The organism is Mesorhizobium qingshengii, assembly GCF_900103325.1.
Taxonomy (GTDB): Bacteria; Pseudomonadota; Alphaproteobacteria; order Rhizobiales; family Rhizobiaceae; genus Mesorhizobium; species Mesorhizobium qingshengii.
The window spans coordinates 1-1,868 of record NZ_FMXM01000092.1 but is presented as its reverse complement, the minus strand read 5'-3'; the positions used below and the strand labels follow the sequence as shown (position 1 = coordinate 1,868).

Here is a 1,868-nt window from a genome sequence, read left to right as displayed (position 1 = left end):
TCTGCCGCAAGCAGGGCTGGAAGTTCGACATCATGACGACGTCGTTCTTCCTGTCGCGCCGTTCGCTCAAGGCTTCGCCCAATTCCGGCATGCCGGTGTGGCAGGACCGGCTGTTCATCGGGCTGGCGCGTACGGCTGCCGATGCGACAGAGTATTTCCAGATACCGACCGGGCGCGTCGTGGAAATCGGTACGCAAGTAGCTATCTAAGGCACATACGGCAGGTATTATGGGTGCACGCCGTGCCGGACGTAGCGGCAGATTCAGCCCAAACATCGGATGATCGGCCATTTGCTTGAGCAGCCCAGTGCTTTAGGCATGGCAGCCGTTACGCAACGGCACTTGATATTGCAACGCAGCAAGCGTAGAGCACCGCGCGCTTATCGGAGTGTCGTCCATGGCCCTTACCAATGCTGGTAGTGAGGCAGAACCCGTCGAACAATCGAGCCATCCTGAAGTCGAACAGCACAGCACCAAGGTGCTGATGCTGGGCGCGCTCGGTGTTGTCTATGGGGATATCGGCACCAGCCCGATCTACGCCTTCCGTGAGGCATTGCACGCCTCGTCCGGCGGTAATGTCGCCGACCGCGGCGACATCCTTGGCGTGCTGTCGCTGATTATCTGGTCGCTTACGATTACGGTTACAGTAAAATATATCATGTTCGTGCTGCGCGCCGACAATCGCGGCGAGGGCGGCGTGCTGTCGCTGATGGCGCTGGCGCGCGGCAGCTTCCCGACCCGCTCGGCGATCATTCTCGCCATCGGCATCGTCGGGGCCTCGCTGTTTTTCGGCGACGCCGTCATCACGCCGGCGATTTCGGTGCTGTCGGCGGTCGAGGGCATGAATGTCGTCACGCCAGCTTTTCAGCCTTATGTGGTACCGCTGACATTGGTTATTCTGGCCATATTGTTCGCGGTGCAACGGTTCGGTACGGGTGGTGTCGGCTTGGTGTTCGGCCCGGTAACCGCCGTGTGGTTTCTCGCCATTGGCCTTTCCGGCCTCAACCACATCATCGCCGACCCGGAAATCTTGTGGGCAGTCAGCCCGCACTACATCGTCGCCTTTCTGATCAATTCGCCCGACGTTGCCTTCGTCACCGTCGGCGCCGTCTTCCTCGCCGTCACCGGCGCAGAAGCGCTCTATGCCGATCTCGGCCATTTCGGCCGCAAGCCGATCGTGCTTGCCTGGCTGGCGATCGTGTTTCCTTGCCTGCTGCTCAACTATGCTGGGCAGGGCGCCTTCGTGCTGGCCAATGGCGGGGTTGTTGGCCATCCATTCTTCGAGATGAACGGGGGCTGGACGCTCATCCCGATGGTCGTGCTGGCAACCGCCGCAACGGTCATCGCCAGCCAGGCGGTGATTTCCGGTGCCTTCTCGCTGACCAGGCAGGCTGTGCAGCTCAACATGCTGCCGCGCCTGCAAATCCTGCACACGTCGGAACGACAGTCCGGCCAGATCTACATGCCGCGCGTCAACCTGTTGCTGGCGTTGGTGGTGATGATGCTGGTCGTCGGCTTCGGCGAATCCAGCAGGCTCGCCTCGGCCTACGGCATCTCGGTAACCGGCAACATGCTGGTGACGACGGTGCTGCTCTTCGTCATCATGACGCGCATCTGGAAATGGAACCTCTGGCCGGCAATCGCGCTGACGGCGCTCTTCATGTTCATCGATATCGGCTTCTTTGCCTCCAACATTGTCAAGGTGTTCGAGGGCGGCTGGGCCTCGCTGGCGGTGGCCTTCGCAATCATCACGGCGATGTGGACCTGGGTGCGCGGCAGCCGCTATCTGTTCGACAAGACCCGCCGCAACGAAATCCCGCTCGATTTCCTCGCCGGCAATTTGTTGAAGAAGAAGCCGCAGCTGGTATC

General features: G+C 60.8%; 2 protein-coding genes. Both read left to right on the top strand.

Annotation, left to right across the window (positions count from 1 at the left end; genetic code table 11):
- On the top strand, nucleotides 1–209 hold a 209-nt coding region (locus tag BLS48_RS34460; protein WP_425284759.1), incomplete at its 5' end, for a KUP/HAK/KT family potassium transporter.
- Nucleotides 210–396: 187 nt separating this feature from the next.
- A partial coding sequence (locus BLS48_RS34455; protein WP_091586680.1) for a potassium transporter Kup occupies nucleotides 397–1,868 on the top strand: 1,472 nt, incomplete at its 3' end.